General features: G+C 71.5%; 22 protein-coding genes and 1 pseudogene. 6 read left to right on the top strand and 17 right to left on the bottom strand.

Annotated features, from left to right (window positions below):
• Positions 1-116: 116 nt before the first annotated feature.
• From N8I87_RS34760 to N8I87_RS34710, 12 genes are all read right to left on the bottom strand, one after another.
• Positions 117-1,181, bottom strand: a complete 1,065-nt coding sequence (locus tag N8I87_RS34760; RefSeq protein ID WP_263216800.1) for a polyprenyl synthetase family protein — start codon at positions 1,179-1,181, stop codon at positions 117-119.
• 68 nt (positions 1,182-1,249) lie between these two features.
• Entirely contained in the window at positions 1,250-2,662 is a 1,413-nt protein-coding gene (hpnE, locus tag N8I87_RS34755) for a hydroxysqualene dehydroxylase HpnE (RefSeq protein WP_263214746.1), read from the bottom strand.
• Positions 2,659-2,799: a DUF6380 family protein gene (locus tag N8I87_RS44510; RefSeq protein ID WP_390705552.1), complete on the bottom strand. Its 141-nt coding sequence runs from the start codon at positions 2,797-2,799 to the stop codon at positions 2,659-2,661. Before N8I87_RS44510 ends, hpnE begins: the two co-directional genes overlap by 4 nt.
• Complete coding sequence (hpnD, locus tag N8I87_RS34750) at positions 2,799-3,752, bottom strand: presqualene diphosphate synthase HpnD (protein ID WP_263214745.1); 954 nt, start codon at positions 3,750-3,752, stop codon at positions 2,799-2,801. Before hpnD ends, N8I87_RS44510 begins: the two co-directional genes overlap by 1 nt.
• The gene (gene hpnC, locus N8I87_RS34745; RefSeq protein ID WP_263214744.1) at positions 3,749-4,651 is read right to left on the bottom strand and encodes a squalene synthase HpnC; all 903 of its coding nucleotides are present in this window, start codon (positions 4,649-4,651) and stop codon (positions 3,749-3,751) included. The genes hpnD and hpnC overlap by 4 nt, the downstream gene beginning before the upstream one ends.
• Positions 4,652-5,012: 361 nt before the next feature.
• Positions 5,013-5,792 (bottom strand): ABC transporter ATP-binding protein, encoded by a 780-nt coding sequence (locus tag N8I87_RS34740; RefSeq protein WP_263214743.1) that lies wholly within the window; start codon positions 5,790-5,792, stop codon positions 5,013-5,015.
• Complete coding sequence (locus N8I87_RS34735; RefSeq protein WP_263214742.1) at positions 5,785-6,714, bottom strand: ABC transporter permease; 930 nt, start codon at positions 6,712-6,714, stop codon at positions 5,785-5,787. The genes N8I87_RS34740 and N8I87_RS34735 overlap by 8 nt, the downstream gene beginning before the upstream one ends.
• Positions 6,715-6,797: 83 nt before the next feature.
• A complete protein-coding gene (locus tag N8I87_RS34730; RefSeq protein WP_263214741.1) occupies positions 6,798-7,682 on the bottom strand; it encodes a glycosyltransferase family 2 protein in 885 nt (294 codons plus the stop codon).
• A gap of 5 nt (positions 7,683-7,687) precedes the next feature.
• On the bottom strand, positions 7,688-8,467 hold the full coding sequence (locus N8I87_RS34725; RefSeq protein WP_263214739.1) for a CDP-alcohol phosphatidyltransferase family protein: 780 nt from the start codon (positions 8,465-8,467) through the stop codon (positions 7,688-7,690).
• Positions 8,445-9,506, bottom strand: a complete 1,062-nt coding sequence (locus N8I87_RS34720) for an iron-containing alcohol dehydrogenase family protein (protein ID WP_263214738.1) — start codon at positions 9,504-9,506, stop codon at positions 8,445-8,447. The genes N8I87_RS34725 and N8I87_RS34720 overlap by 23 nt, the downstream gene beginning before the upstream one ends.
• Positions 9,494-10,246 carry a phosphocholine cytidylyltransferase family protein gene (locus N8I87_RS34715; protein ID WP_263214737.1) on the bottom strand — a complete coding sequence of 251 codons (753 nt, stop codon included), beginning with the start codon at positions 10,244-10,246 and terminating at the stop codon, positions 9,494-9,496. Before N8I87_RS34715 ends, N8I87_RS34720 begins: the two co-directional genes overlap by 13 nt.
• Positions 10,243-12,084, bottom strand: coding sequence for a DUF5941 domain-containing protein (locus N8I87_RS34710; protein WP_263214736.1), 1,842 nt, complete (start codon positions 12,082-12,084; stop codon positions 10,243-10,245). The genes N8I87_RS34715 and N8I87_RS34710 overlap by 4 nt, the downstream gene beginning before the upstream one ends.
• Positions 12,085-12,375: 291 nt before the next feature.
• Between N8I87_RS34710 and galE the strand changes: the two genes are divergently transcribed.
• The 3 genes from galE to idi all read left to right on the top strand — a co-directional run bounded on the left by galE (position 12,376) and on the right by idi (position 15,230).
• Entirely contained in the window at positions 12,376-13,347 is a 972-nt protein-coding gene (gene galE / locus N8I87_RS34705) for a UDP-glucose 4-epimerase GalE (protein ID WP_263214735.1), read from the top strand.
• Between the two features lie 133 nt (positions 13,348-13,480).
• A complete protein-coding gene (locus tag N8I87_RS34700; RefSeq protein ID WP_263214734.1) occupies positions 13,481-14,422 on the top strand; it encodes a cation diffusion facilitator family transporter in 942 nt (313 codons plus the stop codon).
• A 214-nt stretch (positions 14,423-14,636) separates the two neighbouring features.
• Positions 14,637-15,230 (top strand): isopentenyl-diphosphate Delta-isomerase, encoded by a 594-nt coding sequence (gene idi / locus N8I87_RS34695; RefSeq protein ID WP_263214733.1) that lies wholly within the window; start codon positions 14,637-14,639, stop codon positions 15,228-15,230.
• Positions 15,231-15,236: 6 nt separating this feature from the next.
• On the opposite strand, the gene N8I87_RS34690 is transcribed toward idi, so the two are convergent.
• Complete coding sequence (locus tag N8I87_RS34690; RefSeq protein ID WP_263216798.1) at positions 15,237-15,731, bottom strand: ATP-binding protein; 495 nt, start codon at positions 15,729-15,731, stop codon at positions 15,237-15,239.
• Positions 15,732-15,977: 246 nt separating this feature from the next.
• Between N8I87_RS34690 and N8I87_RS34685 the strand changes: the two genes are divergently transcribed.
• A complete protein-coding gene (locus N8I87_RS34685) occupies positions 15,978-16,733 on the top strand; it encodes an enoyl-CoA hydratase/isomerase family protein (RefSeq protein WP_263214732.1) in 756 nt (251 codons plus the stop codon).
• On the opposite strand, the gene N8I87_RS34680 is transcribed toward N8I87_RS34685, so the two are convergent.
• Both N8I87_RS34680 and N8I87_RS34675 read right to left on the bottom strand, forming a co-directional pair.
• Positions 16,720-17,355 carry a DJ-1/PfpI family protein gene (locus N8I87_RS34680; RefSeq protein WP_263214730.1) on the bottom strand — a complete coding sequence of 212 codons (636 nt, stop codon included), beginning with the start codon at positions 17,353-17,355 and terminating at the stop codon, positions 16,720-16,722. The two genes, N8I87_RS34685 and N8I87_RS34680, sit on opposite strands and share 14 nt — an antisense overlap.
• Positions 17,356-17,429: 74 nt before the next feature.
• On the bottom strand, positions 17,430-18,389 hold the full coding sequence (locus tag N8I87_RS34675; RefSeq protein WP_263214729.1) for a GlxA family transcriptional regulator: 960 nt from the start codon (positions 18,387-18,389) through the stop codon (positions 17,430-17,432).
• A 159-nt stretch (positions 18,390-18,548) separates the two neighbouring features.
• Here N8I87_RS34675 and N8I87_RS34670 point away from each other — a divergent pair.
• Positions 18,549-20,962: pseudogene (locus tag N8I87_RS34670) on the top strand (Tex family protein).
• A gap of 157 nt (positions 20,963-21,119) precedes the next feature.
• On the opposite strand, the gene N8I87_RS34665 reads toward N8I87_RS34670, so the two are convergent.
• Positions 21,120-22,760, bottom strand: coding sequence for an ABC-F family ATP-binding cassette domain-containing protein (locus N8I87_RS34665; protein WP_263214728.1), 1,641 nt, complete (start codon positions 22,758-22,760; stop codon positions 21,120-21,122).
• Positions 22,761-22,796: 36 nt separating this feature from the next.
• On the bottom strand, positions 22,797-23,825 hold the full coding sequence (locus N8I87_RS34660) for an oxidoreductase (RefSeq protein WP_263214727.1): 1,029 nt from the start codon (positions 23,823-23,825) through the stop codon (positions 22,797-22,799).
• Positions 23,826-23,915: 90 nt separating this feature from the next.
• Here N8I87_RS34660 and N8I87_RS34655 point away from each other — a divergent pair, with 90 nt between their 5' ends.
• The gene (locus tag N8I87_RS34655; RefSeq protein WP_411577402.1) at positions 23,916-24,836 is read left to right on the top strand and encodes an NAD(P)/FAD-dependent oxidoreductase; all 921 of its coding nucleotides are present in this window, start codon (positions 23,916-23,918) and stop codon (positions 24,834-24,836) included.
• Positions 24,837-24,839 lie beyond the last annotated feature (3 nt).

Genomic DNA, 24,839 nt, shown 5'->3' with positions numbered 1-24,839 from the left:
CTTCCCCTTCGTGCAGTCGTGCGAGTCGTGCTGCTGTGGGTCCGCCGTCGGCCGGTACGCGTCGGATCTCGCGCCACCGGCCGGCGACTACGCGAGGGCTATTCGACCGATAGTGATCATCTCTTTCGTACGACGACGAAGTCGGCGAGCGCCACGAACCGGTCCCGCACCGGGGCGGGCATGTCGACGGCGTCGAGGGCTTCGATGGCGATGGTGTACTGGCGGCGTGCCTCCTCGGCGGTCCAGTCGCGGCCGCCGGCCTCCTCGATGAGGGCGGCGCGGGCCGCGAACTCCTCCTCGGAGAAGTTCTCGAAGTCGCTGCTCTTGGCGTCGGCGGCGAGCATCTCGCCGAGCCGCTCGGAGGCGGGTCCGCCCGCCGCGAGCGCGGCGACGACCGGCAGGGACTTCTTGCGCTGGCGCAGGTCGCTCCAGGTCTGCTTACCGGTGGCCTCCGGGTCGCCCCAGATGCCGAGCAGGTCGTCGACGGCCTGGAAGGCGAGGCCGAGGTGGTAGCCGTACTTCTCCAGGGTGTCGGCGGTGCGGTCGTCGGCGCCGCCGAGCACCGCGCCGATGGAGCTGGCGCAGGCCAGCAGCGCGCCGGTCTTGTTGCCCTCCATCTCCCGGCACTCCTCGACGCTGACCCGGTCGCGGTGCTCGTAGGAGATGTCCTGCGCCTGACCGTCGATCAGGGCGCGGGTGGCGGTGGTCAGCCGGCGGGTGGCGCGGCCGGCCTCGACGGTGCCCAACTCCAGGAGGATCTCGTTGGCCAGGGCGAACAGGGCGTCGCCGACCAGGATGGCCTGGGCGGGACCGTGCACCTTCCAGACGGTGTCGCGGTGGCGGCGCTGTTCGTCGCCGTCCATCAGGTCGTCGTGCAGGAGCGAGAAGTTGTGGACCAGTTCGACGGCGACCGCGCCGGGGATGCCTACCTCGGGGGCGGCGCCGGTGACCTCGGCGGAGAGCACGGCGAGGGCGGGGCGTACGGCCTTGCCGCCGTCGCCGTCGGCGGGGTTGCCCTTGGCGTCGATCCAGCCGAAGTGGTAGGCGGCGACGGTGTCCATGGGAGGGGCCAGCCGGTCGACGGCCGCCCGCAGTACCGGTGTGGCCAGGGTCCGACCGCGCTCCAGGAGCGCGGTCACGTCCACCGCGGTCTCTCGAGCGGCCTTCGAGGCCGGGGGCACAGTGGGCACAGTCTCTCCTCTTGTTGCGGTACCGGGGGTGCGGGGGCCTGCCGGGTGCTGATGGAGCATCAGGCCGCCTCCTCGAAGTCGAAGAGGTGGCTGGGGCGGGGCCGGCCCAGGGCGCTCAGCGCGGCGTCGGCCGCGCTCACGCCACTGCGGACCGCACTCTCCATGGTCGCGGGCCACCCTGTGGCGGTCCACGCTCCGGCCAGGTACAGGCCGGGGGCCTTGGTGCGGGCGCCGGGCCGCAGCCGCCCGACGCCGGGGGTGGGGGCGAACGTCGCCGCACGCTCCCGGGTCACGAAGAAGTCCCGCACCCGCGCGCCGCGGGCGGCGGGCAGCAGGCGTTCCAGTTCGGGCAGATAGCGCTCGCGCAGCGCGGCGACCGGCTCGTCGATCTCGTCCTGCGCGGCGGACTGGGACAGGGCCAGGTACTGGCCGGTGCGCAGCCCGGACGCCCCGGTGCGGTCGAAGACCCACTGCACCGGGGTGCCGAGGGCCGCGAAGAACGGCTTGGCGAGCACCTTGCGGTCGTAGACGACATGGATGTTGAGGATCGGCGCGGTGCCGATCGCCAGCAGGTTCTCGGGGGCGTCGAGGGCGCCGGGCGGCAGCAGACCGTGGCTCTCGCGCTGCGGTACGGCGAGGACGACGGCGTCCGCCTCGATCGTCTCGCCGGGAACCTGAACGCTCCAGCTCCCGTTTTCGTTGATGAAGACGGAGGTGACGCGTGTACGGACCTCGGTACGGACGCCCGCGGAGTCGAGCGCCTTGCGGGCGAGGCGGTCGTGCAGTTCGCCCAGCGGGACGTGCGCCCAGCCGATGTCGGCCGCGCCCGGCTCGGACAGCAGACCGGTCTTGAACACCATCGCGGCGAGCCCCAGCGAGGCGTCGCCCGCGACCGCGTTGAGGGTGGCGACCCCGACCAGGTCCCACAGGGCCTCGACGGTACGGGCCGACTGGCCGTGCCCGGCCAGCCAGCTGCCGAAGTCCTGCGTGTCCAGGGTCGGATCGGCGAGGTCGAGCCCCTTGAGCGCGAGCGCGGCACGCCCCACGTTCGCCCGCTCGGCGAGCGAGAGATGCGGGTAGGTGGCCAGGCTCCGGCCCAGATGCAGGGGTACGGGCAGGGCGTCGCGCCGCAGCCTCCCCAGCCGTCGGCCCTCGGGCTTGGCGATGTCGAGAACGGGCACGTCGAGACGATCCTGCAGTGGCGCCAGCGCCGTGCCCTCGATGCGGTCGAGGAACCAGCGGTAGGCGGTGCAGCAGCGCAGGTACACATGCTGGCCGTTGTCGACGGTCAGCTCGCCGCGCCGGAACGAGAAGGCGAGCCCGCCCAGGCGCGGCCTGCCTTCGAGCAGGGTGACACGGACGCCCGCGTCGGCGAGCGCGAGCGCGGCCGTGATCCCGGCCAGTCCGCCGCCGACCACGACGGCGCTGCGCCCGGTGCCCCCCGGCGCGTCGGCCTGCCTGCCGTCGTTCATCGCGCGTCCTCCCGTGCGTGCCCGCCGTGGTGGTTGAACAGTGCACGGCAGGCCGTCGCAGTCAGGGACGCCGCACCACACCGGAGGGTTGCGTGCCGTTTCTCTCCGGTGGAGTCACCTTGGACCGTATTGTCCATCAGGCGCGCCTCCTGACGGTCCGCCGGGACGCGTGCCGACGGGTGTCGAGGCCGGACAGGCCGCGCACGGCGACATAGGCCTTCTCGCGTCCGGGCAGCGAGACCCGGCCGCGCAGCACGGCCTCCGGCTCGCGCTCGATACGGTCGAGCAGCCGGCGGTAGATGCCGGCCATGGCGGCGACACAGGCACCGCTGCGCCGGTCGAGCATGGGGAGCAGCCGGTAGCCCTCGGCGAAAAGGGCGCGGGCCCGTCGCACTTCGAAGTGCACGAGGCCCGCGAAGTCGGAGCCCTCTGGTGGTGTCGGCCCGTTGAACCCCGCCGAGCAGCCGAATTTCGCGAGGTCGTCGGCGGGCAGATAGGTACGGCCGCCCTCGGCGTCCTCGCGGACGTCTCTGAGAATGTTCGTGAGCTGCAGCGCGAGACCGAGGGTGTCGGCGTACTCGGGCGCGCGCTCGGCACCGCGCGCACCCTCTTCCGTACCGAACACGCCGAGCGAGAGCCGCCCGATGGCGCCGGCCACACAACGGCAGTAGACCTTCAGGTCGTCCCAGGTCTCGTAGTGCTCGCCGCGTACGTCCATGAGGACGCCGTCGATGAGTTCGTCCAGGCCGCCCAGCGGGACCGGGAAGGCCCGGGCGGCGTGCGTGAGGGCGACGGCGACCGGGTCGGTGTCGTCCTCGCCGACCGCGCCCTCGCGGATCCGGGCGAGCAGGGCCCGGGTGTCCTCGAGGCGCGCGACCTTGACCTCGTCCGCCAGCGCGCCGTCGCCGATGTCGTCGACGCGCCGGGAGAAGGCGTACAGCGCCGACATGGCGCGGCGCTTGGGCGTCGGCAGCAGCCTGATGCCGTACGCGAAATTACGGGCCTGCTGTCCGGTGACGGCCTCGCAGTAGCTGTAGGCGGCGAGTACCGGTGAGGACACGTGTGGTGGAGACTCCACGGTCCGGATCACCCCTCTCCTCGCAGGGTCACGCCCACCTCGCGCAGCAGCTGGACCCTGCCGGGCTTGGGCGGGCCGGGAAGTACGTCGTATTCGGCGGCGGCGATCGCGCGGATCGCCGCCCTTCCCCCCGCCACGAACCCCGCGAGCAGCAGCCTCAACCTGCCGTGGACGCTACCCACCAAGGGGGCGCCTTCATTCAGGAGACCACGGGCGCGTTCTGATTCGTATGCAACCAGTGCGCGCACCGATGCGCCCGCGGTTGTCGTGGCGAGATCCGCCTCCTGGACCTGAAAGCGTTTCATGTCCTCGGCGGGCAGATAGATCCGGTCGCGGCCGAGGTCCTCGGCGACGTCCTGGAGGTGTTCGACGATCTGGAGGGCCGTGCAGATCGAGTCGGAGAGGCGGATCCGCTCGGGGGTCGAGGTTCCGGTGACGGCGAGGACGAGGCGGCCGACGGGGTTGGCGGACAGCTCGCAGTAGGCGAGGAGATCGTCGTAGGTCTCGTACCGCTTGACGATCTGGTCCTGGCGGTTGGCCTCGATCAGGCCGAGGAAGGGCCCGGGGGTGAGGGAGCGCCGGCGGACGGTGGGCTGGAGGCGGCGCAGCAGGGGGTGGTGCGGGGTGGAGTCGAACACGCGGTGCAGATCGCCCTCGAAGGCGTCGAGGAGCAGCAGGCGGTCCTCGGCCCGGTCGGGCGACACGCCGAGCAGACGGGCGTCGGCGCCGCCGGGTGCGAGGTCGCCGTCGCCGATGTCGTCGACGAGACGCGCGAAGCCGTACACCGCCATGAGGTCGTCGCGCCAGGCCCGGGGCAGGAAGAACGGGGCCACCGGGAAGTTCTCGTCCGCGGCCTTGTCGAGGGTGCCGCGCTCGGGATCCAGGGTGCGCGGCGTACCGGTCGCCGTCACCGCACGCTGCCCGGGGCGTGGACGGCACATGCTGCGTTGAGCTGGGGAGTTTCCGTAGCCATTGCCGTCACATCTCCCGTTCTACACTGCCGACCCAATACACACTATTTCGGACACGCCGCCTCGCCGTCGGTGGAGCGCCCCTGACGGTAGGTGTCGCGTATTATCGCCCCACTTGCCGCTTTCGGGGACCGGTACAGCTTACGTTGTACAACGCAGCGAGGTCCGTCGGGGTGTCCTGCACATCACAACAACACACCGATTGGCGTCAAGATTCCTACGGGAAGCCGGAGTTGACGTTTCCTTTGCAGACGCCGGGCCCCGCCGGAAAGGTTCCGGCAGGGCCCTGGGCGGAGCCGGGCTACTTGCCCGTGAACTTCTCGTACTCCTTGAGCACCTCGTCGGTCGGTCCGTCCATGCGCAACTCGCCGCGCTCCAGCCACAGGACGCGGTTGCAGGTGTCGCGGATGGACTTGTTGTTGTGACTGACCAGAAACACGGTGCCGGCTTCCTTGCGCAGTTCACGGATGCGTTCCTCGGAGCGCTTCTGGAACTTGCGGTCGCCGGTGGCCAGGGCCTCGTCGATCATCAGGACGTCATGGTCCTTGGCGGCGGCGATGGAGAAGCGGAGACGGGCCGCCATGCCGGAGGAATAGGTGCGCATCGGCAGGGTGATGAAGTCGCCCTTCTCGTTGATCCCGGAGAAGTCGACGATGTCCTGGTAACGCTCCCTGATCTCCTCACGGGACATGCCCATGGCGAGCCCGCCCAATATGACGTTGCGCTCCCCGGTGAGGTCGTTCATCAGGGCCGCGTTGACACCGAGCAACGACGGCTGGCCGTCGGTGTAGACCTTGCCCTTCTCCGCGGGCAGCAGACCGGCGATGGCACGCAGCAGCGTGGACTTGCCGGAGCCGTTGGAGCCGATCAGACCGATGGCCTCGCCGCGGTAGGCGACGAAGGACACGCCCCGTACGGCGTGCACCTTGCGCACGCCCCGCTCCTCGCCGCGCTTGAGGATGCGGCTGAGCGCGGCGGTGGCGCTGCCCTTGCCGGTCTTGGCGCCATTGACCCGGTAGACGATGTGCAGTTCGTCCGCGATGACGGTGGGGATGAGTTCCCGCTGGTCCTGCTCAGCCACGGCCGTACCTCTCCTCCGCCTTCCAGAAGTACACGAAGCCGCCGACGGCGAGCAGCGCGGACCAGGCGCCCGCGGCCACCCAGACGTGCTCGGGGAGGTTCTCGGAGCCGTAGCCGTCGATGAGCGCGAAGCGCATCAGGTCCATGAAGATGGCGGCCGGGTTCCACTGCAGGGTGGTGGCCACCCACTGCGGCTTGTCGGCCAGCATGATCGGGATGGAGAACATCACGCCCGACGCGTACATCCAGGTACGCATCACGAACGGCATCAGCTGGGCGAGGTCCGGGGTCTTGGCGCCCGCCCGGGCCATGATCAGCGCGAGGCCGGTGTTGAAGAGGAACTGCAGGCCGAGGATCGGGACGATCAGCAGCCAGGACAGGTCCGGGTAGCTGCCGAAGCCGACCGCGACGACGAACAGCACCAGCATCGAGAACAGCAGCTGCTGGAGCTGCTGCAGCGCGAAGGAGACGGGCAGCGAGGCACGCGGGAAGTGCAGGGCGCGGACCAGGCCGAGGTTGCCGGAGATCGCGCGCACGCCGGCCATCACCGAGCTCTGCGTGAAGGTGAAGACGAACACACCCGTCACCAGGAACGGGATGTACACGTCGTGCGACATGCCCCGGTCCGCCTTGAGGATGAGCCCGAAGATGAAGTAGTACACCGCGGCGTTCAGCAGCGGGGTGGCCACCTGCCAGAGCTGCCCGAGCTTGGCCTGGCTGTACTGGGCGGTCAGCTTCGCCTGCGAGAAGGCGAGGATGAAGTGCCGCCGGCCCCACAGCTGTCGGACGTACTCGACGAGCGAGGGGCGGGCACCGCTCACGGCGAGCCCGTACTTGGCGGCGAGCTGGGCGGCCGGCAGTCCCTCGTCGGGCGACGGAGGCGCGTTCACCGCGACCCCGGCGTCATGCGTTGTCTCACTCACGGGTGGAAACTTTCGTCTTCGAGTTCGTCTTCGAGGCGGTCCGCGCTTCGCCGCGCGATGCGTGACGCCTCAGGTCGAGCTTGTCAGATGACCGGAGGCCGGCCCAGACGGGTCAGCCGCCACACCGTACGCCACTTCATGGGCCGGCGGGGACCGCACCCAGTGGCCCAGCCCTCCTTGAACCCGCCGAACCAGGCCCTGAGCGCCGGGCGCGAGGGCCGGCGCAGCAGCGTGAGCAGCAGCCACACCCCGAGATAGACGGGGACCAGCGGGGCGGGGAGGTTGCGGCGGGCCAGCCAGACGCGGTTGCGGGCGACCATACGGTGGTAGACCGCGTGCCGGGAGGGCGCGGTCGTGGGGTGGTACAGCACCATGTCGGACCGGTAGTCGATCATCCAGCCCGCGTCCAGGGCCCGCCAGGCGAGGTCGGTCTCCTCGTGGGCGTAGAAGAACTCGTCCGGCAGGCCGCCGACTTCGGCGAAGACCCGGGTACGGACGGCGTTGGCGCCGCCGAGGAAGGTGGTGACCCGGGAGGAGCGCATCGGGTCGGAGGCACGCAGCCGCGGGACGTGGCGGCGCTGGGTGACGCCGGTGTCGGGGTCGGCGATGCGGAAGCTGATGATTCCGAGCTCGGGGTCGGCGGCGAAGGCCTGCCGGCACAGCTCGGCGGTGTCGTGCTGGGCGAGGAGGCCGTCGTCGTCGAGGAAGAGCAATATGTCGACGTCCCGGCCGCCCGGCCCGAAGGCCTCTGTGCCGACGTTGCGGCCGCCCGGGATGCCCAGGTTCTCGGGCAGCTCCAGCGTCCGTACGCCCTCGGGGACCTCCGGCACCGGCGAACCGTTGCCGACGACGACCACCTCGACCGGGTCGCCGTCCTGCTTGGCGACCGAGTCGAGCAGGGCGCGGAGCTCGTCGGGGCGGTTGCCCATGGTGATGACGACCGCGCCGACCTTCAGTGAAGACGTCATCGCACTCACCGCAGCCTGCTCGACGCCAGGACGGACACCAGGTGCAGCACGGTCTGCACCAGCGCGATTCCGGCGAGTACGGCGGTGCCGAGCCGGGTGAAGAACAGGTCGCCCCTGATCTGGTCCGCGATCGCCAGGACCAGGATCAGCAAGGACGCCTCGATCCCGAGGATCAGCCGGTGGAACTTGAGCGCCGCGGCGGCACGGCGGGCCAGCGCCAGGCCGGAGGAGCGGGGCTCGGAGGCGGCCTCCTTGACCGGCGGCAGACCGCCCTGGTGCCGAGCGACACCGACCAGGTCGGTCTCCGCCTTGACCAGGATCGCGCCGAGGGCGGCCAGGGTGCCGAGGAAGGCCCACAGCCAGTCGATCCGCCCGGAGCCCCACAGGTCGGCGGCGCGCAGGCCGAGGCCGACCAGGACCGCCGCGTCGGTCAGATAGGCGCCGACCCGGTCCAGATAGACCCCGCCGAGCGAGTACTGCTTCTTCCAGCGCGCGATCTCACCGTCGACGCAGTCCAGCAGCAGATACAGCTGGACCATGACCACGCCGAGCAGGGCGCCCGGGATCCCCGGCACCAGCAGGGCCGGGGCCGCGAGCACACCGCAGACGGTCATCAGGTACGTGAGCTGGTTGGGTGTGACCCTGGTGTTCACCAGGTAGCGGTCGACCCGCAGGGACACCTCGCGCATATAGAGGCGCCCCATCCAGTGCTCACCGCTGCGTCGGTCCTTCACTCCCGGGGGATGGACGACCGTGCGGAGTTCAGCTACCGATGGCCTTGACATAGTCCGCGTAGAAGTCCTTGATCTGGTGGGTCTTGAGGTCGAGGTGTTCGAGGATCGTGTAGCGGCCGGGCCGGGTCTCCGGAGCGAACTCCACGACCCGGACGAACTCGTCCACGGTGAAGCCGATCTCCTCCGGCAGCACCGGAAGCCCGTGCCGGCGCAGCACCTGGGCCATGTGCACCGACTCCTCGTGGGCCCCGCGCAGATACATCGCGAAGGCCGCGCCCAGCCCGCACTGCTCGCCGTGGCTCGCGGCGCGCCTGGGGTGGAGCAGGTCGAAGGCGTGGTTGATCTCGTGGCAGGAGCCCGAGGCGGGCCGGGAGTCGCCCGAGATCGACATCGCGATGCCGGTGAGGACCAGCGCCTCGGCGAGCACCTGGAGGAAGTCGTTGTCCCCGATGCCGCCGGGGTGCCGCAGCACCGCCTCGCCGGCCTGGCGGGCCATGGCGGCGGCGAGGCCGTCGATCTTCTCGCCGTTGACGCGGTTGGACAGCTCCCAGTCCGCGATCGAGTTGATGTTGGAGATCGCGTCGCCGATACCGGCCCGTACGAAGCGCACCGGGGCCTCGTGGATCACATCCAGGTCGATGACGACCGCGATCGGGTTCGGCACGCCGTAGGAGCCGCGCCCCGCGTCGTTGTCGAGGGTGGCGACCGGCGAGCACAGACCGTCGTGCGCGAGGTTCGTCGGCACGGCGACCAGGGGCAGGCCGACCCGGGCCGCGGCGAACTTGGCGCAGTCGATGATCTTGCCGCCGCCGAGGCCGACGACCGCGTCGTAGTGACCGGCCTTGATGTCGCCGGCCAGCCGCACGGCGTCGTCGAGGGTGCCGCCGCCCACCTCGTACCAGCTGGCGCCGGGCAGCGAGGGCGCGAGGCGCTCGCGCAGCCTGGCGCCGGAGCCGCCGCTGACGGCGACGGCGAGCCGGCCGGAGTGCGAGATGCGCTCGTCGGCCAGCACACCGGCCAGGTCGTCGAGGGCACCCGGGCGGATGTCCACGACGAGCGGCGAGGGAATGAGCCTCGTCAGTACTGGCACGCGATCTCCCGTCCCCTGGCGAGGTCGTCATGGTTGTCGATCTCGACCCACTGGACGTCGCCGATGGGCGCCGTGTCGATCCTGAAGCCGCGGTTCACGAGCTCCTGGTAGCCGTGCTCGTAGAACTGCTGCGGGTCGGTCTCCCACACGGTCCTGAGCGCGTCGGCCAGCTCCGGGGCCGCGTCGCCCTCGATCAGGGTGACGCCGATGTACTCGCCGGAAGCCTCGGCGGGGTCCATCAGCTTGGTGATCCTCGTCATGCCCTTGTCGGCGTCGACGACGACCTTCATCTCCTCGTCGGCCAGGTTCTTCACCGTGTCCAGGGCGAGGATGATCTTCTTGCCCTCGCCGCGGGCGGCGAGCAGGGTCTTCTCGACGGAGACCGGGTGCACGGTGTCGCCGTTGGCGAGGATCACACCGTCCTTGAGGGCGTCACGCCCGCACCACAGGGAGTAGGCGTTGTTCCACTCCTCGGCCTTGTCGTTGTCGATGAGGGTGAGCTTCAGGCCGTACTTCGCCTCGAGGGCCGCCTTGCGCTCGTACACGGCTTCCTTGCGGTAGCCGACGATGATCGCGACCTCGGTCAGGCCGACCTCGGCGAAGTTGCCGAGCGTGAGGTCGAGCACGGTGATGCTGTCCTCTATGCCCGCGGGACCCACCGGCACCAATGCCTTGGGAAGGCTGTCGGTGTAGGGGCGAAGACGCCGTCCGGCGCCCGCCGCCAGCACGAGGCCGATCATGCGGTTTCTCCTTCGTCGTGTACGGCGGGCGCCCCTGCGGACACCCAGAAGCGGATGCTCTCGACGAGCACCACGAGGGCGACGGCCACGGCCAGGACCGTGAGCGCGACCTTGAACTGCGCGGCGGTGAGCAGCGCTGCCAGCACGGTGACGAGCAGCGTCCGACCCTCCTGCCCCCCGATGGCGCGCACCAGCCAGGCCGGCGGCGCTCCGGCGTTCCCGCGGATGCGGTACACCGTGTCGTAGTGATGGTAGGCGACGGCGGCCACCAGGCCGAAAGCCGCGGGAAGGGCTCCGTTCACCTCCGCTTTGACGGCGAGGGCGAGCACGGTGCCGTATTCGGCGGCCCGGAAGAACGGCGGGACCAGCCAGTCGAGGGCGCCCTTGAGCGGGCGGGCGACGGCAAGTGCGGAGGTCAGGGCGTAGACGGCGGCCGCGATCACGGGCAGCGGCCCGCCGAAGTCGGTCAGTGCGCAGGCGGCCACGACGGCGGCCGCGCCCAGGAAGGCGACGGCGGGGACGGCGAGGCCGGGCAGCCCCGTCTTGAGGCCCTTCTTGAAGAGTCGTACGAGGCCGTCCGTGAGGGCGCCCGAATCGGCCAGGTCCGCCAGTGCCCGCGCCGCCCGGTCCGTGCTCCCCCAGTGCTCAACGCCTGGGGGGACCCCCATCGCCTTGCGGGTCAGCGACCGCAGCACCCGCCCCACCGTGGTGTACGTCGCCGCGAGGGCGCAGCCGATCAGCAGCGCGTAGAAGGTGATGCGCGGGGTCGTGGCCGCCGTGAGGACGGCTATCATCGCCCATCGTTCGCCGATGGGCAGGACTATCATCCGGCGCACCCAGACGGTCCAGCCGACGCTGTCGAGCTTGTCGGAGAGGGCGGCGGTGGGGCTGGTGTTGGCGGTGGCGTCGTGGTTGGCCTCGTTGAAGGAGAAGTCCACGACGTGCCGGCAGGTCTGCAGGATCATGGCGCCCAGGGCGAGGGCCCAGACGTCGTCGCCGCCGCGGGCCGCGCCGAGCGCGAGGCCCGCGTAGTAGGCGTATTCCTTGGCGCGGTCGAAGGTGGCGTCCAGCCAGGCGCCGAGCGTCGAGTACTGGAGCGAGTAGCGGGCGAGCTGGCCGTCGGTGCAGTCCAGGACGAACGAGCAGATCAGCAGGATGCCCGCGGCGACGAATCCCGCGCGGGTGCCGGTGGCCGCGCAGCCCGCCGCGATCAGCGCGGTGAGCAACGAGGCGGTGGTGACCTGGTTGGGGGTGAGACCCCGGCGGGCGCACCAGCGGGCGAGGTAGCGCGAGTACGGGCTGATGAAGAACGTGGTGAAGAAGCCGTCGCGGGACTTCACGGCCGACTTCAGGCGTACGGCCTCGTCGTCGACGGCGTCCACGGCCTGGCGTGCCTCGTTGCGGGCCTGCGGGCCGGTGGGGACGGCGGCGACCAGGCTGCCGAGCTCGGGGCGGTGCACGTCCGCGCCGTCGACGTCGAGGGCGGTGACGATGCCCTCGGCGACGCTGTCCACGGCGACCGCGCCCGTACCGCCCGCCGAGGTCTCCCGGGCGACCGCACGGGTCAGGGCCTGGCGGCCGGCCGGCTGGGCGGTCACGGCGCCCGGGATCGCGGCGAGCGGGAAGCGGGGGTCGGTGAGGCCGAGGCGCAGCGCGTGCGCATGGCCCACGAAGCGGGCGTCGACGACGGCCACCCGCCGGTCGGCCGGGACGGCGGCGAGGAGCGCCTCGGTGTCCGAGGCGTCGGTGGCCACCCGCACGTCGAAGCCGAGGGACCGCAGATCGCTCTCGAGCGACGATCCGGGGACCGGCTGACCGGTGACGATGGCGGTCGGCAACCGAACTCACTCCCTGGGTGCCGGCACGTTCGCGCCGGTCGTCCGCGTATTGGATGGGCCGCTTGTCCGTGACACCCGGGCGGCATGTCGGCAGAGGCTATCCGATGACCGGAAGCCCGTGTTCACCGCCCGTTCACGGGCCGGTCGACGCGGGCTCCACCGGCCTTTGCCGCGATCATCATCGGGGATCGGGGGCCCGCCCCACAAACCGTGCCGCGCACGCCCGGCCCCGTTCCGGGCATCCGGGACATCGTGCGTCCCCCGCGCGGCCTCGGCATAGGGTGGATGACCATGACTTGGCTGATCACCGGCGGGGCCGGATACATCGGGGCACATGTGGCGCGGGCCATGACCGGGGCCGGGGAGCGTGTCGTGGCCCTGGACGATCTGTCGACCGGGGTGCCCGAGCGGCTCCCGGACGAGATCCCGCTCATCACGGGCTCCACGATGGACGCGGACCTCGTCAAGCAGGTCTTCGCCGAGCACGGGGTGACGGGTGTGGTGCATCTCGCGGCGCGCAAGCAGGTCGCCGAGTCGGTGGCGCAGCCCACGCGCTACTACCGGGAGAACGTCGGCGGCCTCGCCACGCTGCTGGAGGGGGCCTGTGAGGCCGGGATCGAGCGGTTCGTGTTCTCCTCGTCGGCGGCCGTGTACGGGAACCCGGATGTGGACCTCATCACGGAGGACACCCCGTGTGCCCCGGTGAACCCGTACGGCGAGACCAAACTCGCCGGGGAGTGGCTGGTGCGGGCGGCGGGGCAGGCGCACGGCATGGCGACCGTCTGTCTGCGCTACTTCAACGTGGCGGGCGCGGCCGCGCCGCTGCTGTCCGACACGGGTGTGTTCAACATCGTGCCGATGGTCTTCGACCGGCTCACGAGAAACGAGGCCCCGCGGATCTTCGGGGACGACTACCCGACGCCGGACGGCACCTGCGTCCGCGACTACATCCATGTCGCCGACCTCGCCGAGGCCCATCTCGCGGCGGCCCGCCGGCTCACCCGGGGCGGCGCGGCCGGTGATCTGACGGTGAACATCGGCCGCGGCGAGGGAGTTTCGGTCCGCGAACTGATCACGGTCATCGGCGAGGTCACCGGCGATGGGCGGGCGCCCGTCGTCGAGGAACGTCGCTCCGGGGACGCGCCGCGCGCGGTCGCCTCGGCCGCGCGTGCCGCCGAGGTACTGGGCTGGCGGGCGAGGCGCGGGGTGCGCGAGATGGTGGAGTCGGCGTGGCAGGGCTGGCAGCTGCACCACGGCAAGTGAACCGGCAATGCCCTGACCTGCGGTTCGTTTCCGCAGGTCAGGGCACATGACAACGGTGTTCAGTGCCGCGTTGCCCGATACCCCCCTCCCGTAGTTCACTGTGATCCCGGGCGACACACAGGAGGGCGGATCCATGGGGGCCGGTCACGACCACGGGCACGGGCACACACACGCGCCTCCCACCGGTACGGCGGCCGCGGCCTACCGCGGCAGGCTGCGCGTCGCCCTGTCGATCACGCTCGCCGTCATGGTGATCGAGATCGCCGGTGGTGTGCTCGCCGACTCGCTCGCGCTGATCGCGGACGCGGCGCACATGGCCACGGACGCGCTGGGCCTGGGCATGGCCCTGCTCGCCATCCACTTCGCCAACCGCCCGCCGAGCACCAACCGCACCTTCGGCCTCGCGCGCGCCGAGATCCTCGCCGCCCTCGCCAACTGTCTGCTGCTGCTCGGCGTCGGCGGTTACGTCCTGTACGAGGCGATCCAGCGGTTCTTCACCCCCGCCGAGACCCACGGCCAGCTGATGCTCACGTTCGGTGCGATCGGCCTGGTCGCGAACATGATCTCGCTCACGCTGCTGATGAAGGGCCAGCAGGACAGCCTGAACGTGCGCGGCGCGTTCCTGGAGGTGGCCGCGGACGCGCTCGGCTCGCTCGCGGTGATCGTCTCGGCGGCGGTGATCCTGGCGACGGGCTGGCAGGCAGCCGACCCGATCGCCTCGCTGGTCATCGGCCTGATGATCGTCCCGCGCACGGTGAAGCTGCTGCGCGAGACCCTCGACGTGCTGCTGGAGGCCGCTCCCAAGGACGTCGACATGGCGGAGGTGCGGGCCCACATCCTGGCGCTGGACGGTGTGGAGGACGTACACGATCTGCACGCCTGGACCATCACCTCCGGTCTGCCGGTGCTGTCCGCGCACGTGGTCGTGCGCTCGGACGTGCTGAGCGCCATAGGCCACGAGAAGATGCTGCACGAGTTGCAGGGCTGTCTGGGCCACCACTTCGACGTGGAGCACTGCACCTTCCAGCTGGAGCCCGGCGGGCACGCGGAGCACGAGGCACGCCTGTGCCTGTGACGGCACCTCACTGAAGGCCGTCACGACCGGAACGCAGCGGTCCGGGGCGACCCCGCGTCCTTGTGCTCGAGGCCGCGGGACGGTTCCCGGCCACCCCTGCCGGGCACGATCATCTACCGGGTCCCTCTTCCGGCGTGGCCCGTGCCGGGAAGTGCCGGTAGCGCCGGATTCGTACGGCAGACTTGGGGTGCCAAGACCGAGGCGAAGGATGGGTATGCCGATCACACCTGCCACCGCGACGCACAGCTCGTCGAACGGCACCGCGGACGAGATTTTGCTGGAACTGGTCGACGAGAAGGGTGTGACGATCGGCACCGCGGAGAAGCTCGCGGCCCATCAGCCGCCGGGACAGCTGCATCGCGCGTTCTCGGTGTTCCTCTTCGACGAGCGCGGGCGGCTGCTGCTCCAGCAGCGGGCCCTCGGCAAGTACCACTCCCCCGGCGTGTGGTCCAACACCTGCTGCGGCCACCCCTACCCCGGCGAGGCGCCGTTCGCGGCGGCGGCCCGGCGGACGTACGAGGAGCTGGGCGTCTCGCCCTCGCTGCTGGCCGAGGCGGGCACGGTCCGCTACAACCACCCCGACCCGGCCTCGGGCCTGGTCGAGCAGGAGTACAACCACCTGTTCGTCGGCATGGTGCAGGCCCCGCTCGGGCCGGATCCCCAGGAGGTGGCGCAGACCGCCTTCGTGACCCCCGCCGAGCTGGCGGAGCGGCACGCGAAGGACACCTTCTCCTCCTGGTTCATGACCGTCCTGGACGCGGCCCGTCCGGCGGTCAGGGAGCTGACGGGCCCGTCCGCGGGCTGGTGAGGAGACTCACACCAGCCGGACCGGTTTGAGCGGCAGGGCGGCCCAGATCACCTTGCCGCCGCTCGCCGTGTGCTCCACGTCGACCACCCCGCCCGCCTCCTGGGCCACCTCGCGGACCAGGAGCAGCCCCCGGCCGCCGGTCTGACCGTGATCGGCCTCCAGGGCGGTCGGGCGGTAGGGATGGTTGTCCTCCACCGACACGCGCACCCACTCGGCACCGACGGCCACCTCCACGGCGAGCATCGGCGACAGCAGCGCCGCGTGCTTCACCGCGTTGGTGACCAGTTCGGAGACGATCAGCAACAGCCCGTGGACCAGGTCGTCCGAGACCGGGACGCCCTGGCGCAGCAGCAGGTCCCGCACGGCGTGTCGCGCCTGCGGGACCGAGGCGTCGACTGCGGCGGCGGTGAACCGCCACACCCCTTCGTACGGCAGCGGGTCCGGCGCCCTCTGGTCGCCTCCGTGTGGGCGCGGGTCGTACCCGCGCCCGTGGTTTTCCATCGTCCGGTCGCCACCCTCGCGCTCGATTGTCACCACACGTCGAGTGTTGATAACGACCTGCTCCACCCCACAGGTCTGACAGGAAGTCGGCTGGTATCGAGCGGTTCTGACCGTTGGCGTATGACAAGGTCAGTTGTGGGACTGCTCCTGTTCCGGTCGCGCCGCCTTCGCGAACTATTCGGGTTGTACGGGTTTGACGGGTTCCCCCGGGGATCATGCCCGGGCGGCGGCGGATAGCATCCCCGCATGGAGCCCCAGCTGCTGCACTCGGTCGCCGACTCGGTCGCCACCGTAGTCGTCCACCACCCGGCCAAGCGCAACGCCATGACGGCCGCGATGTGGGGGTCCCTGCCCCCGCTGCTCGACGCACTGGCCGCCGACCCCGCCGTGCGGGCGCTGGTGCTCACCGGCGAGGGCGCGACCTTCTGCGCCGGGGCCGACATCTCGACGCTGCGGGGCTCGCCGGAGGAGGCGCAGCGGCTCGCCGTGGCGGCGGAGGAGGCCCTGGCTGCGTTCCCCAAGCCGACCCTGGCGGCGATCCGCGGTCACTGCGTGGGCGGTGGGTCTCAGCTCGCGGCGGCCTGCGATCTGCGGTTCGCCGAGGAGGGGTCGCTGTTCGGGGTGACCCCGGCGAAGCTCGGCATCGTCTATCCGTCGTCCTCCACCCGCCGGCTGGTCTCGCTGGTGGGCCCGGCCACCGCCAAGTACCTCCTCTTCTCGGGCGAGTTGATCGAGGCGGAGCGGGCCCTGCGCACGGGTCTGATCGACGAGCTGCTGCCGGAGGGCGAACTCGGCAAGCGGGTCGCCGAGTTCGCCCGGGTCCTGGTCTCGCGCTCGCAGCTGACGCAGGCCGCGGCGAAGGAGTTCGCGAACGGGCGCACCGACCGGGACGCGCACTGGACGGAGCAGGCGCGCGGCAGCGGCGACACCGCGGAGGGGGTCGCCGCCTTCCTGGAGCGCCGCCCGCCGCGCTTCACCTGGATCGTGCCTACGCCAGAGTGAACCGGCTGTCCGTACGGAACTCCTCGACGAGGTGCGCGGGCGCCTTGCCCGGGGACCCGGCGTCGTAGGGCGGCTGCGGGTCGTACTCGGTCAGCAACTGCACGGCCTGGGCGTGCTCGTCGCCCGCGATCCGGCCGACCAGCGTGAGGCCCATGTCGATGCCGGAGGAGACACCGGCCGCGGTGACGTACTTGCCGTCGGTGACGACCCGTTCCCCGGTCGGCACGGCGCCGTACTCCTTGAGCAGGTCGAGCGCGACCCAATGGCTGGTGGCCCGGCGGCCCCCCAGCAGTCCGGCGGCGGCCAGCAGCAGCGAGCCGGAGCACACGGAGGTGGTCCAGGTGCTCGTGGCGTCGGCGCCGCGCAGCCACTCCAGGAGGGTCTCGTTCTCCAGCTGGGCGAAGGTGCCGGGGCCGCCGGCGACCACGACGAGGTCGGGGTGCGGCACCTCGTCCAGGGCCTTGTCCGCGGTGACGGCGAGGAATCCCGTCTCGGTGCGCACGGGGCCGGGCCGCTCGGCGACGAAGTCGAGGCGGACGTCCGGGAGACGGGCGAGGACCTCGTAGGGCCCCACGACGTCGAGGGCGGTGAAACGGTCGTAGACGACGCAGGCGATGTGCATCGCGAGTCCCCTTTCGGTGGACGGGTTCTGTGGACGGGTTCTGCAGGCGAGTTCGGCGCGTTCAGTCGACGGGTTCAGTGGGCGGGCGCGGTACGGAACCGGCGGCGGTACTCGGCCGGTGCGGTCCCGAGTGCCTTGACGAACGCGCGCCGCATGGCCTCGGGTGTGCCGTAGCCGCTGGCGCGGGAGATCTCCTCGACGCCGTCGGTGGTGTCCTCCAGGAGCCGACGGGCGTGTTCCAGACGGACCCGGTCGACGTAGCGGCCGGGGGTGACGCCGGTCTCCGCCTGGAAGGAGCGGGCGAAGTGGCGGGGCGAGAGCCGGGCGCGGGCGGCGAGCGACTCGACGCTCAGATCGCCGTCCGGGTGCTCGCTGATCCACTGCTGGACCTCGCGCAGCGGCTCACGCCGTGCGGTCTGCGCGGCGAGCTGGGCGCTGAACTGGGCCTGGTTCCCGGGCCTGCGCAGGAAGACCACCAGATGGCGGGCGATGGAGAGCGCGAGGTCCCGGCCCAGGTCCTCCTCGACCAGGGCGAGGGCGAGGTCTATCCCGGAGGTGACACCGGCCGACGTGGCGACGTGTCCGTCGCGTACGTAGATGGGGTCGGGGTCGACCTCGACGGCGGGGTGGTCCCGGGCGAGTTTTCCGCAGTACGCCCAGTGGGTCGTGGCGCGGCGGCCGTCCAGCAGACCGGCCTCCGCGAGCAGGATCGCCCCGGTGCACACGGAGACCAGCCGCTCGGCACACGGCCCGTGCCGGCGCAGCCAGTCGGTCAGCCGCGGATCGGGGTGGCGGGTGCCCTGCCCTCCGGGGACGAGCAGGGTGTGCGGCTCGGACGCGTCCGCCAGCGACTGGTCCGGTACGAGGGTGAGCGCGCTGGAAGTGCGTACGGGGGCGCCGTCCAGGGAGGCCGTACGGATGCGGTAGCTGCCCGGGATGTGGCTCTCGGCGCCCGCGAAGACCTCCAGGGGGCCGGTGACGTCGAGGCTCTGGACGCCGTCGAAGAGGACGACGAGAACGGTTCGTTGCGCCATGGTTTCGATTCTTGGCGCCCCGGCGGACGGCCGCAATGACGGGTACCCCACCTTTTCCGCCATGAACAATCCGCCATGCGGGAGCGCCCTGATCCCCGGTTGTCGGTGCCACCTGCCACAATTGCCGCGCAACCTCAGTGGAGAAGGCGGTACGGCATCGTGACGACACCCGGGTCCCTCGCAGCAGGGTCCATCGAAGGCAGGATCGCCGAAGAGCTCGGCGTACGGGAGCGGCAGGTCAAGGCAGCCGTGGAGCTGCTCGACGGCGGTTCGACGGTGCCCTTCATCGCCCGCTACCGCAAGGAAGCGACCGAGATGCTCGACGACGCGCAGCTGCGCACCCTCGAGGAGCGGCTGCGCTATCTGCGGGAGCTGGAGGAGCGGCGGACCGCGATCCTGGAGTCGGTGCGCGAGCAGGGCAAGCTCACCGAGGAGCTGGAGGGGCGGATCCGGGGTGCCGAGACCAAGGCGCGCCTGGAGGACATCTACCTGCCGTACAAGCCGAAGCGCCGGACGAAGGCGCAGATCGCGCGCGAGGCGGGCCTGGAGCCGCTGGCCGACGGCCTGCTCGGGGACCCGACGGTCGAGCCGCTCGCCGCGGCCGCCGCCTTCGTGGACGCCGACAAGGGCGTCGCCGATCCGCAGGCCGCCCTGGACGGCGCGCGGGCGATCCTCACCGAGCGGTTCTCCGAGGACGCCGACCTGATCGGCGAGTTGCGCGAGCGCATGTGGGTGCGCGGGCGCCTGGCCGCGAAGGTGCGCGACGGCAAGGAGGAGGCGGGCGCCAAGTTCGCCGACTACTTCGACTTCGCCGAGCCGTTCACCGAGCTGCCCTCGCACCGGATCCTCGCCATGCTGCGCGGCGAGAAGGAGGAGGTCCTGGACCTCGTCCTGGAGCCGGAGGAGCCGACGGAGGGCCCGTCGTCGTACGAGGGGATCATCGCGTCGAAGTTCGCCATCGCCGACCGCGGCCGCCCCGCCGACAAGTGGCTGACGGACACGGTCCGCTGGGCCTGGCGCACCCGCATCCTCGTCCACCTCGGCATCGACCTGCGGCTGCGGCTGCGCACGGCCGCCGAGGACGAGGCGGTCGACGTCTTCGCCGCGAACCTGCGCGACCTGCTGCTCGCCGCCCCGGCCGGCACGCGCGCGACGCTGGGCCTGGACCCGGGCTTCCGTACGGGCGTGAAGGTGGCCGTGATCGACGCGACCGGCAAGGTCGTCGCCACCGACGTCATTTATCCGCACGTCCCGGCCAACAAGTGGGACGAGGCCCTGGCGAAGCTCGCCCGGCTGGCGAAGGAGCACACGGTCGAGCTGATCGCGATCGGCAACGGCACCGCGTCCCGGGAGACCGACAAGCTCGCCGGTGAACTGATCTCCAGGCACCCCGAGTTGAAGCTCACCAAGGTGATGGTGTCGGAGGCGGGCGCCTCCGTGTACTCGGCGTCGGCGTTCGCCTCGCAGGAGCTGCCGGACATGGACGTGTCGCTGCGCGGCGCGGTCTCCATCGCGCGCCGGCTGCAGGACCCGCTGGCCGAGCTGGTGAAGATCGACCCGAAGTCGATCGGCGTCGGTCAGTACCAGCACGACCTGTCCGAGGTGAAGCTGTCGCGCTCGCTGGACGCGGTGGTGGAGGACTGTGTGAACGGCGTGGGCGTGGACGTGAACACCGCCTCCGCGCCGCTGCTCGCCCGGGTCTCCGGCATCACTTCCGGGCTCGCGGAGAACATCGTGTCCCACCGGGACGCCAACGGCCCGTTCACCTCGCGCTCGCAGCTGAAGAACGTGGCACGGCTGGGCCCGAAGGCGTACGAGCAGTGCGCGGGCTTCCTGCGGATCCGTGGCGGTGACGACCCACTGGACGCGTCCAGCGTGCACCCGGAGGCGTACCCGGTCGTACGGCGCATGGTGAAGACCTCCGGCCAGGAGGTGGCCGCCCTCATCGGCAACACGGGGGTGCTGCGCTCGCTGAAGCCGTCTTCGTTCGTGGACGACACCTTCGGTCTGCCGACCGTCACCGACATCCTGAAGGAGCTGGAGAAGCCGGGCCGTGACCCGCGTCCGGCGTTCAGGACGGCGACCTTCAAGGAGGGTGTGGAGAAGATCTCCGACCTGTCCTCCGGGATGGTGCTGGAGGGCGTCGTCACGAACGTGGCCGCGTTCGGGGCGTTCGTGGACGTCGGTGTCCACCAGGACGGCCTCGTGCATGTCTCCGCGATGTCGAAGACGTTCGTCAAGGACCCGCGTGACGTGGTGAAGCCCGGTGACATCGTCAAGGTGAAGGTCCTCGACGTGGACATCCCGCGCAAGCGGATCTCGCTGACGCTGCGTCTGGACGACGAGGCGGCGCCGCAGGAGCGCCAGCAGCGCGGCGGTGGCGGACGGCCGCCCCAGCAGCGGCAGGGACAGCAGCGCCAGGGCCAACAGCGGCAGGGCCAGCAGCGCGCGGGCCAGGGCCGCGGCGGAGACCGGGGCGGACGCCAGGCTCCCCGCCGCCCGCCAACAGCGCGATGGCGGACGCGCTGCGCCGCGCGGGCCTGCTCGACCCGAAGAGCGGCCGCCGCGGCTGAGACACCGGAGCGCGCCCTTCGCCCTCCCGCGTGTGCGGGAGGGGAAGGGCCGCCGGGCCCTGGGCGGCGCAGTGCCCCGCAGCCCGCGGCACTGCCGTGGCTCGGCTGAGGCCCCGAGGGCGGACGGGCCCGGTCCCCGGTACGGTGCGAGGGGCGGTCAGCGTTCCGTGAGTTTGCCCGCCGCCATCTCCAGTCGGCGGGTCACATGGACCGCGTCCAGCATCCGGCGGTCGTGGGTGACCAGGAGCAGCGTGCCCTCATAGGAGTCCAGGGCGGACTCCAGCTGTTCGATGGCGGGCAGGTCGAGGTGGTTGGTCGGCTCGTCGAGGACGAGCAGGTTGACGCCCCGGCCCTGGAGGAGCGCCAGGGCGGCGCGGGTGCGCTCGCCCGGGGAGAGGGTGGCCGCCGGGCGCAGCACATGGTCCGACTTCAGGCCGAACTTGGCGAGCAGGGTGCGGACCTCGACCGGCTCGGTGTCCGGGACGGCCGCGCAGAAGGCGTCCAGCAGCGCCTCCGGGCCGTGGAACACCTTGCGGGCCTGGTCGACCTCGCCGACCAGGACGCCCGAGCCGAGGGAGGCGTGCCCGGCGTGCAGCGGGACACGGCCGAGCAGCGCGCCCAGCAGTGTCGACTTGCCCGCGCCGTTGGCGCCGGTCACCGCGACCCGGTCCGCCCAGTCGATCTGCAGTGACACCGGGCCGAAGGTGAAGTCCCCGCGCCGTACCTCCGCCTCCCGCAGGGTCGCGACCACCGCGCCGGAGCGCGGCGCGGTCGCGATCTCCATGCGCAGCTCCCACTCCTTGCGCGGCTCCTCGACCACATCGAGGCGTTCGATCATGCGCTGGGTCTGGCGGGCCTTCGCGGCCTGCTTCTCGCTGGCCTCGCTGCGGAACTTGCGGCCGATCTTGTCGTTGTCGTTGCCCGCCTTGCGCCGGGCGTTCTTCACGCCCTTGTCCATCCAGGAGCGCTGCGTCTGCGCGCGGTCCTGGAGGGCGGCCTTCTTGTCGGCGTACTCCTCGTAGTCGTCGCGGGCGTGCCGGCGGGCCACCTCGCGCTCCTCCAGGTAGGCCTCGTAGCCGCCGCCGTAGAGGTTGATCTGCCGCTGGGCGAGGTCGAGTTCGAGGACCTTGGTGACGGTGCGGGTGAGGAATTCGCGGTCGTGGCTGACGACGACGGTCCCCGCGCGCAGGCCGGTCACAAAGCGTTCGAGGCGCTCCAGGCCGTCCAGGTCGAGGTCGTTGGTGGGCTCGTCGAGCAGGAAGACGTCGTAGCGGGAGAGCAGGAGCGAGGCGAGGCCGGCGCGGGCCGCCTGGCCGCCGGACAGGGATGTCATCGGCTGGTCCAGGTCCACCGCCAGGCCCAGCGAGTCGGCGACCTCCTCCGCCCGCTCCTCCAGGTCGGCGCCGCCGAGATCCAGCCATCGCTCCAGGCTGGTGGCGTAGGCGTCGTCGGCACCGGGCACGCCGTCGACCAGGGCCTGGGTCGCCTCGTCCATCACCCGCTGGGCCTCGGCGACGCCGGTGCGGCGGGCGAGGAACTCCCGTACGGTCTCGCCGGGCCGTCGTTCCGGCTCCTGGGGCAGATGGCCGACGGTCGCGGTGGGCGGGGACAGGCGCAGTTCGCCGTGCTCGGGCGTGAGCAGTCCGGCGAGCATCTTCAGGAGCGTGGACTTGCCCGCGCCGTTGGCGCCGACCAGCCCGATCACGTCCCCGGGCGCGACGACGAGGTCGAGTCCGGAGAAGAGCGAGCGGTCGCCGTGGCCGGCGGCGAGGTTCTTGGCGACGAGGGTGGCAGTCATCAGACCGCCGATCCTAATGGCCGCGCGCCGCGCCGGTCAGCGGGCCATCGCCTCCACCAGCACGCTCCCCGAGGTCCGGGCCACGACGAAGGACTCCCCCTTGACCGCCTTGGCGTCCAGGGCGATGCGGTGCAGGCCGGCCTCCAGGACGCCGTCGAAGACCTCCCGGGTGTGGATGCGGTAGAGCCGGTCGAGGCGGTACGCCGTGAGACGGACCCGGCAGGGTGAGGTGACCTCGATGCCCGCCTCGCCGTCCGCCGCCACCAGGCGGGTCAGCCGGCGCTGTGCCACGGGGCGGCGGTCCAGGGCGTGTTCGATCTGCGCGACGAGCAGGGGGACGATCGGGGCGAGCCCGTCGACATAGGCCACGTCGACGCGGGCGCGTTCGAACGCCCGGCGTACGGCGGCCCGTTGCGCCTCGCCGATCGCCCGGCCGAAGGCGACGGCGCCGTACGCGCGCAGTTCCTCCTCGGGAACGCCCGTGGCGTCCTGGGTGATGTCGGCGCCGATGCCGATGGTGCGCAGGGCGGCGGCGAGCTTGGCGAGGAGGGCGACGCGGGCGCCGATCAGCAGCACCCGGCGGCGGGGCTGTGCCTGCGCGTCGGTGTCGTCGAGGAGGGCGCCGAGGGCCGCGCGGTACTCGTCGCCGTGGAAGCAGAAGGGCCCTATGCCGTGATAGCCGTTGAGCTCCAGGTCGGCGTGGTCCTCGGTCTGCCAGGCGAAGTCCCGCCAGATGTAGTCGTCGCCGTCCCGCTCGATGACGGCGGTGACCGCACCGCAGGCCAGGTCCTCGCACTCGGGGCAGCCGTAGACGACGTAGCGGCCGTCGGGCAGGGGCGCCTCGCTCTCCAGGAGCAGGCTGCGGACCTGCGCGGTGAAGATGGCGGGCGGGACGTCGGAGGCGAGCGGTGAGACGGCGTCCAGGTCGGACAGCTGGAACAGCAGCGGACGTCCGTCGACGATGAAGTCCACGAAGTCCCGGTGGACCTGGTAGCCGCCGTCGGAGAGCACACCGCCGGCGCGCATCGCCGGCGCCAGGCCGAAGGACACGTATGCGGCAGACATGCTGTGAGTATTCCCAGAAGGGGACGCCTGTGAGCGCAGCATGACATATTCCGCTAACGTCCCCGCGTGGAGCGTGAGCGGAGTCACGACGTGATCGTGGTCGGCGGCGGGGTCGTCGGGCTGACCACGGCCGTGGTGCTGGCCGAGAACGGCGTCCGGGTACGGGTGTGGAACCGGGACCCGGCCGAGCGCACGACCTCGGCGGTCGCCGGCGCGCTGTGGTGGCCGTACCGCATCGAACCGGAGCCGCTCGTCGGCGGCTGGGCCCTCGAATCCCTCGCCGAGTACGAGGAACTGGCGACGCGGCCGGAGGAGACCGGCATACGCGTGGTCGAGGGCGTACACCGCGGGATGTCTCTGGACGAGTTGGGTCCCTGGGCGGCGCGGGTGCCGGGGCTGCGTACCGCGGACGACGGCGAAGGTCTGGCGGCTCTGCTGCCGTTGATCGACATGCCGGTCCATCTGGCGTGGCTGCGGGCGCGGTTGCTGAAGGCGGGCGGCACGGTCGAGGAGCGGGTGGTGACCGATCTGGCCCGGGTACCCGCGCCGGTCGTGGTCAACTGCACCGGTCTGGGGGCCCGTGAGCTCGTACCGGACCCGGCGGTGCGGCCGGTGCGCGGTCAGCTGGTCGTGGTGGCGAACCCGGGCGTCACGACCTGGTTCACCTCCGTCGATCACTCCTCGGACACCTCCACCTACTTCTTTCCCCAGCCGGGCGGACTGATCCTGGGCGGTACGGCGGAGGACGACGCGTGGTCCCTGGAGCCGGACCCGGCCGTGGCCGCGGGGATCATCGCCCGGTGTGCCGCGGTCCGGCCGGAGATCGCCGGGGCGCGGGTGCTGGCCCATCGCGTGGGGTTGCGCCCGGCGCGCGGCGCGGTACGGCTGGAGCGCCTGCCGCTGCCGGACGGACGGGCGTTGGTCCACAACTACGGCCACGGCGGCGCCGGCGTCACCGTGGCCTGGGGCTGCGCCCGGGAGGCGGCCGCGCTGGTGGGCGCGGCCGCCTGAACC

The sequence above is a fragment of the Streptomyces sp. HUAS 15-9 genome (assembly GCF_025642155.1).
Taxonomy (GTDB): domain Bacteria; phylum Actinomycetota; class Actinomycetes; order Streptomycetales; family Streptomycetaceae; genus Streptomyces.
Note: the sequence above shows the minus strand (reverse complement) of the source record. Positions and strands in the feature narration are given on the sequence as shown.

Bases quoted from the DNA above. Each gene is read 5' to 3' on its own strand.
- idi (WP_263214733.1), top strand. From the start codon at position 14,637: ATGCCGATCACACCTGCCACCGCGACGCACAGCTCGTCGAACGGCACC.
- N8I87_RS34700 (WP_263214734.1), top strand. From the start codon at position 13,481: ATGGGGGCCGGTCACGACCACGGGCACGGGCACACACACGCGCCTCCC.
- galE (WP_263214735.1), top strand. From the start codon at position 12,376: ATGACTTGGCTGATCACCGGCGGGGCCGGATACATCGGGGCACATGTG.
- N8I87_RS34715 (WP_263214737.1), bottom strand. From the start codon at position 10,246: ATGATCGGCCTCGTGCTGGCGGCGGGCGCCGGACGGCGTCTTCGCCCC.
- N8I87_RS44510 (WP_390705552.1), bottom strand. From the start codon at position 2,799: ATGGACAATACGGTCCAAGGTGACTCCACCGGAGAGAAACGGCACGCA.
- N8I87_RS34730 (WP_263214741.1), bottom strand. From the start codon at position 7,682: ATGACGTCTTCACTGAAGGTCGGCGCGGTCGTCATCACCATGGGCAAC.
- N8I87_RS34725 (WP_263214739.1), bottom strand. From the start codon at position 8,467: ATGTCAAGGCCATCGGTAGCTGAACTCCGCACGGTCGTCCATCCCCCG.
- N8I87_RS34665 (WP_263214728.1), bottom strand. From the start codon at position 22,760: ATGACTGCCACCCTCGTCGCCAAGAACCTCGCCGCCGGCCACGGCGAC.
- hpnE (WP_263214746.1), bottom strand. From the start codon at position 2,662: ATGAACGACGGCAGGCAGGCCGACGCGCCGGGGGGCACCGGGCGCAGC.
- N8I87_RS34685 (WP_263214732.1), top strand. From the start codon at position 15,978: ATGGAGCCCCAGCTGCTGCACTCGGTCGCCGACTCGGTCGCCACCGTA.
- N8I87_RS34690 (WP_263216798.1), bottom strand. From the start codon at position 15,731: ATGGAAAACCACGGGCGCGGGTACGACCCGCGCCCACACGGAGGCGAC.
- N8I87_RS34680 (WP_263214730.1), bottom strand. From the start codon at position 17,355: ATGCACATCGCCTGCGTCGTCTACGACCGTTTCACCGCCCTCGACGTC.
- N8I87_RS34675 (WP_263214729.1), bottom strand. From the start codon at position 18,389: ATGGCGCAACGAACCGTTCTCGTCGTCCTCTTCGACGGCGTCCAGAGC.
- N8I87_RS34660 (WP_263214727.1), bottom strand. From the start codon at position 23,825: ATGTCTGCCGCATACGTGTCCTTCGGCCTGGCGCCGGCGATGCGCGCC.